Genomic DNA, 5180 nt, shown 5'->3' with positions numbered 1-5180 from the left:
CCCGGCTGACATGGGCGCCTTCGATATGCGAGAAGGCATGGATGACGGCGCCGCTGTCGATCACTGCGCCGGGACCGAAGACGACGTTCGGTTCGATCAGCGCATCCTGGCCGATGACGGTGTCGTAGGAGAGGAAAACCGTTTCCGGCGCGATCATGGTGACGCCGGAAAGCATCATCTCGTGGCGGCGGCGCTCCTGCCAAAAGCGCTCGATGACGGCGAGTTCGGCCCGGTTGTTGCAGCCGGTCATCTCGATCTCGGGAGCATCGACGGCGGTGACGCGTCCGCCGAGCGAACGGGCGATCTCGACAAGATCGGTCAGATAGAATTCACCCTTGGCATTGGCGTTGCCGATGCGCGAGAGAAGATCAAGCGCCTTTCTGCCGTTGATCGCCATCAACCCGCTGTTGCACCAGGTGACGGTGCGCTCAGCATCGGTCGCATCCTTCTCCTCGCGGATGGCGATGAGTTCGCCATCCTTGACGAGCAGGCGGCCGTAGCCGGTCGGGCGGTCGGTGTGGAAGCCAATGACGACGACATCGCTGCCATCGGCAAGGCCCTGGCGGGCGGCCTTCAGCGGTCCGTCGGTTTGCAGCGGCACGTCGCCATAGGTGACGAGGATATCGTCATAACCCTTGGCGATCGCGTCGCGCGCGGCCAGTACCGCATGGCCGGTGCCGAGGCGTTCCTTCTGCAGACAGGATTCGATGCCGACGCCGGCAATGCTTGCCGCCTTTGCCACATCCTCGGCATCGCGGCCGACCACAAGGGCGACGGACGAGATGCCGGCGGAGGCGACCGCCTCGACGACATGGGCGATCATCGGCCGACCGGCGACCGGATGCAGGACCTTCGATTTCGAGGATTTCATCCGCGTGCTGTCACCGGCGGCAAGGATGACGGCAAGACAAGTGCGTTCCATGATTTGCTCCGCGAATCCGCGCCATGAGGCGGCTTTATCGCCTCATACTGCATAATTCCCTAAATCGGAATCGATTTAAGGATAAAATCATGCAGCCATTCAAAGTGCTGCAGCCTCCCTTGCGCCTCTCGAAGGATGCGCGGCGCTGCAGACAAGAAAAGCCTTCACAAGGGTAAATTTGCGGCTGAGATCGACCCTTCGACGGCCTCGGACCCGCGGGCTGCGAAAGCTTCATGCACATGAATGCGACCGTCCAGGATGACGTCCTCCATCGCACGGCGCGCGGCGGCGTTATCGCCGGAAACGATCGCATCGACGATGCGCATATGGGTATCGGCGATATTGGCGAAGCCGTTTTCGGTTGGCGGCGTGCTCATCCTGAACATGCCGACGAGGGCTGCTTCGATGAGACTGCCCAGTGTCCGCATGAAGGGATTGTGCGAGGCTTCGGCGATCGCCAGGTGAAAACGAAGGTCGGCGAGTGCGAGGCTGTCGGCCGTATGACCGGCCGCTGCCATCTCGAGCGCCAGCCCACGCAGCATCTCGATCTCCTCGGCATTCGCCCGCTCGGCGACGAGACCGGCGGCGAAAGGTTCGAAGGCGAGGCGAATATCGTAGAGCTGCAGTAGAAACTCTTCCGTCACGCCATTGTCGAAGTGCCAGGCGATGATCTCGCTGTCGAACATGTTCCAGAGGTTCTTTTCGGTCACACGCGTGCCGACCCGCGCCTTGGCGACGACCATGCCCTTGGCGGCGAGCGTCTTCATCGTCTCGCGCAACACCGTGCGGGACACTTTGAAGCGTTGCGCCAGTTCCGTATCGCCTGGCAGGATCGAGCCAACCGGATAGGTGCCGGCGACGATCGCCTTGCCGAGTTCGTCGACCACCTGCGCGTGGCTCGTCCGGGTTCTACGCCCCGTCTTGCGTGTCTCGTCCAATTTGTAGCGCAAGCGATCCGTCTCCCCCTCAGGCGTACCTCTTGTTCAGACTGGACACGAACAGGATGGCTTTCTGCATCAAGATGAATGCAAACAGCAAAAGGCCAATCAGGATCTTGGTCCACCAGCTCGACAGCGTGCCGTCGAAGGTGATGTAGGTCTGAATGAGCCCCTGGATCAGGATACCGATCAAGGTTCCTGCCACGAATCCCGCTCCTCCGGTCAGCAGCGTCCCCCCAATGACGACCGCCGCGATGGCATCGAGTTCGACGCCGACTGCTGCAAGAGAATATCCGGCAGAGGTGTACAGCGAAAAAACGATCCCGGATAGCCCCGCCAGAAAGCCCGAGAGCGCATAGATCTGGATTGTCGTGCGGCCGACCGGCACGCCCATCAGCCGCGCCGTCTGCGTGCCGCCGCCGAGCGCATAGACGTTGGTGCCGAAACGGGTGCGCTGGGCGATGAAGATGCCGACGGCAAAGACCAGAAGCATGATGCCGCCGATCAGCGTCAGCCGCCCGCCACCGGGCAGACGGTAATAGAGGCTCGTCAGCGTCGAATAATATTCGTGGTTGATCGGGATGCTGTCGATCGAGAGCACGAAGGCCATGCCGCGCGCCAGGAACATGCCGGCAAGGGTGACGATGAAGGCCGGCATTTCGAGATAGTGGATGATCGCGCCCATGATACCGCCAAAGGCAGTCGTGATGACGAGCACCAGCGCGAAGGCGAGCAGCGGATGGATCGAGGTATTCTCAAGGATCACCGCGAGGAAGACGCCGGTAAAGGCGATGACCGAGCCGATCGACAAATCGATGCCGCCCGAAATGATGACGAAGGTCATGCCGACGGCGGCGATGCCGAGAAAGGCATTGTCGGTCAAGAGATTGCCGATGACGCGCGTCGACAGAATGTTCGGATATTGCAGCGCGCATCCGGCATAGGCGAGCACGAAGATGACGATGGTCGCAAGCAGCGGCAGGTATTTGGAGTTCATTTCGGCTGCTCCCTACCGCCCTGCCGGCGGCTGGCGAAGATGGCGAGCGATTGTACCGCCGGCGACTGGATGACGAGGATGACGATAATGATGACGGCCTTGATAATCAGGTTGAATTCAGGCGGGAAGCCGGCGGACAGGATGCCGGTATTCACAGCCTGGATGATCATCGCGCCGATCAGCGACCCGAGAATGCTGAAGCGGCCGCCGAGGAGCGAATTGCCGCCGACGACGACGGCGAGGATCGCGTCAAGTTCCAGCCATAGGCCGGCATTGTTGGCATCGGCGCCCCTGATGTCGGCTGCGACGATGATGCCCGCAATCGAGGCGCAGATCCCGCTCAGCATATAGACCGCCATCAGCAGCACCGGCGTTTGAATGCCGGAGAGCGTGCTGGCGCGACGATTGATGCCGACGGCCTCGATCAGCATGCCGAGCGCCGTACGGCGGACGAGCAGGATGACGAGCAGGCCAACGAGAAGCCAGATGACGACAGGCATCGGCAGGAGAGCCATGGAACCGCTGCCGAAGAAGGTCAGCCCGTCATCGTTGAAGGTCAGGATGGCGCCTTCGGTGATCAACTGGGCGATGCCTCGGCCGGCCACCATCAGCACCAGCGTCGCGATGATCGGTTGGATATTGAGGACTGCCACCAGGAACCCGTTCCAGACGCCGCAGGCAAGCCCGATCGCAAGCGTCAGGATAATGGTGTAGGCGACTGAATTTCCAGAGACAATCGACGAGGCGGCGACGGCGCCGCAGATGGCGATGACCGCACCGACGGACAGGTCGATGCCCTTGGTGGCAATGACCAGCGTCATGCCGATCGCCAGCAGCGCCACCGGCGCGCCGCGGTTCAGCACATCGATCAGGCTGCCATAAAGCCGGTCATTCTGAACCACAACATTAAAAAACTGCGGTGACGTGATGAAATTCAACAGAAGAATGACAACGAGCGCGATCAATTGCGGCGCCAGGCGATAGGCCAGCGCTTTCAGGGAGGACCTCATGCATCCTCCATCTTGTGCTCGGCGGCAGCGATGGCATCGACGATGCCGGCAGCGGTGATACGCTCGCCTGTCAGTTCGGCGATATGCTGCCTGTCGCGCAGTACGATGACACGTGAACTATAGGCGACAAGCTCTTCAAGTTCCGAGGAAATCACGATCAGCGACATGCCGCCGGCACAGAGTTCTTCGATGAGCCGGATGATCTCGGCATGGGCACCGACATCGATGCCGCGGGTCGGCTCGTCGAGGATCAGAAACTTGGGATTGGTCGCCAGCCAGCGGGCGAGGATCGCCTTCTGCTGGTTGCCGCCTGACAGTAGCCGGATCGGCTTTTCGCGATCGGTGGTGCGGATATCCAGCGCCTTGATGTAGCGGTCGGCAAGCGTATTCTGTTCGGCGCGCGACAGCGGCCGCGTCCAGCCGCGGCGCGCCTGCAGCGCCAGGGCGATGTTCTCCCTGATCGACAGGTCGCCGATGATGCCATCGGTCTTGCGGTCCTCGGGGCAGAAGCCGAAACCTTTTGCAATCGCCGCGCGGGGGCTCGAAATCGTCGCCGGCTGGCCGTCGATCGTGGCGCTGCCGCTGTCGGCATGTTCAATGCCGAAGAGCAGTTCGGCGGTTTCGGTGCGGCCGGAACCAAGCAGCCCGGCGACGCCGACCACCTCTCCGGCCCGAACTTCAAGGTCGAAAGGCTTGACCTTGCCGCGTTTGCCGTAGCCTGAAAAACGGTATCGGACGTCACCCGCAGCAAGGCTGCGTTCCCTGACCGTCTCCTCGACATGGGCTAGTTCGCGGCCGAGCATCATGGCGATCAGGCCCTGGCGCGGCAGATCAGAGGCGTCGCGGGTGCCGACGAGCTTGCCGTTGCGCAGCACGGTGATACGGTCGCTGATCGCATAAACCTGCTCGAGAAAATGGGTGATGAAGACGATGCCAAGGCCGCGCTTCTTCAGGTCGTCGATGATGCGGAAGAGCAGCGCCACTTCCTGATTATCGAGACTTGCAGTGGGCTCATCGAGGATCAGCACCTTGCCGGAAAGATCGACGGCACGGGCGATGGCAACCACCTGCTGGACGGCGACGGAGAAACGGCCGAGCTCGGCGGTGACGTCGATATCGACGCCGTAGCCGGCGAGCAACTCACGCGCCTTGCGGTTCATCGCACGCACGTCGGTCATGCCGAAGCGCCTTGGCTGGCGCCCGAGAAAGAGATTTTCGGCCACGCTCAGATTGGAAAGGAGATTGACCTCCTGGTAGACCGTGCCGATGCCGAGCTTCTGGGCGGCGAGCGTATTGGCCGGATTGATCTCGTG

Annotated in this window: 5 protein-coding genes; all 5 read right to left on the bottom strand. The window is 61.7% G+C overall.

The features are described 5' to 3' along the window. On the bottom strand, positions 1-922 hold a 922-nt coding region (locus FY112_RS01635; protein WP_151517487.1), incomplete at its 3' end, for an NTP transferase domain-containing protein. Positions 923-1086: 164 nt separating this feature from the next. Next, positions 1087-1872, bottom strand: coding sequence for a FadR/GntR family transcriptional regulator (locus tag FY112_RS01630; RefSeq protein ID WP_017960421.1), 786 nt, complete (start codon positions 1870-1872; stop codon positions 1087-1089). A 16-nt stretch (positions 1873-1888) separates the two neighbouring features. Continuing rightward, positions 1889-2857 (bottom strand): galactofuranose ABC transporter, permease protein YjfF, encoded by a 969-nt coding sequence (gene yjfF, locus FY112_RS01625; RefSeq protein ID WP_020049894.1) that lies wholly within the window; start codon positions 2855-2857, stop codon positions 1889-1891. Next, entirely contained in the window at positions 2854-3867 is a 1014-nt protein-coding gene (locus FY112_RS01620; RefSeq protein WP_131622682.1) for an ABC transporter permease, read from the bottom strand. Before FY112_RS01620 ends, yjfF begins: the two co-directional genes overlap by 4 nt. Beyond that, positions 3864-5180 (bottom strand): sugar ABC transporter ATP-binding protein (locus tag FY112_RS01615; protein WP_151517486.1); only part of this gene is annotated, 1317 nt, incomplete at its 5' end. The genes FY112_RS01615 and FY112_RS01620, both read right to left, overlap by 4 nt.

It is taken from the genome of Rhizobium sp. PEPV16, from assembly GCF_008919455.1.
In the GTDB taxonomy this organism is placed as follows: Bacteria; Pseudomonadota; Alphaproteobacteria; order Rhizobiales; family Rhizobiaceae; genus Rhizobium; species Rhizobium leguminosarum_Q.
This window is presented reverse-complemented; position numbering and strand designations above follow the sequence as displayed.